Source organism: Vibrio sp. 10N.261.46.A3 (genome assembly GCF_041472995.1).
GTDB classification, from domain to species: Bacteria; Pseudomonadota; Gammaproteobacteria; order Enterobacterales; family Vibrionaceae; genus Vibrio; species Vibrio coralliirubri.
This window is the reverse complement of the sequence record NZ_JBFRRH010000097.1, coordinates 1-1,037: the sequence shown is the minus strand read 5'-3', so window position 1 is coordinate 1,037 and position 1,037 is coordinate 1. Positions and strand designations below refer to the sequence as shown.

Here is a 1,037-nt window from a genome sequence, read left to right as displayed (position 1 = left end):
ACGTAACTGCACTTAGTGCGAACCCAGATTTAGATACAAGAATGGCTCCCAATCGGGAGCCATTTACGTTATGGAATATTGCTATTAAATTGGGTAGGAATGTTTTTTGCTCAAGCTTGAAGCTGCGTTTTAAATGGGATAGTAGGCGTTTCTATTTCCATATTTTCAGCCTCCCAAGTATCTAGTTTTGCTTGCATCATGATCCAAATTCCAACACCAGTTCCTGTTACTTCAGCTAAACGCCTAGCCATTGCATGTGAGCACTTGGCTTTACCATTAACAAACTCGCTTAGTGCTTTTCTTGTAACACCTAAATTTACTGCTGCCTCAGTAATTGATATGCCTCTATCATCCAGAATAGTGTGTTTAAAGAACTTCCCCGGATGTGATGGTTTTCTCGTCATTTTCATTGCCATTCTCCTAAAGCCTACCTGCATTTGACTAGGTAGGCTGAGGTCGCATGTATTGTGACCTCAGATTCTAGTGGGCTGCTATCGGGCTTTTATTTTTTTCCCGTGATAATCGACATAATCAAGAAAAACGGCACCTTCATCTTGTATTTGAAAGGTTATTCGCCAGTTTCCATTAACCTCGATGCTATAAACCCCTTTACCAGCCCCTTTTTTCTCAGAGAACTTGTTACCATAAATTGCTTTCAAGTCTTGAGGATGGTGCGATGCTTCGACAGCATCAAGTATATAGCCAATGCTGTCGATGTGGTTTGTATTTAAGCCACTTTTAGTTCCGTTAAAGTAGAAGTTTTTAAGTCCTTTGTGAGAAAAACTTTTAATAGCCAATGTGAAGCCCTCCATAGACATTTGTTATATATATTTAATAAGTGATTGATATCCATTTGATATTCCTTTTAATGTTTTTATTGTTATCAAAGAACGCGTACCAATCTATTGAATATATTTTGTCTACTCACTTCACATAGTGGACGGTATTTGCAACAGGTCGACTGTAACCCGCAACGTTTCGCGTGTCAATATCATCGTGTGTATTTACCATAACGGCACCACGGCAAGATCATTATA

The 1,037-nt window shown here is 39.0% G+C and carries 2 protein-coding genes; both read right to left on the bottom strand.

The window, feature by feature from the left end:
• Positions 1 to 110: 110 nt before the first annotated feature.
• Entirely contained in the window at positions 111 to 410 is a 300-nt protein-coding gene (locus AB4484_RS20615) for a HigA family addiction module antitoxin (protein WP_372080121.1), read from the bottom strand.
• Between the two features lie 81 nt (positions 411 to 491).
• Entirely contained in the window at positions 492 to 797 is a 306-nt protein-coding gene (locus AB4484_RS20610) for a type II toxin-antitoxin system RelE/ParE family toxin (RefSeq protein WP_372080119.1), read from the bottom strand.
• Positions 798 to 1,037: the final 240 nt, after the last annotated feature.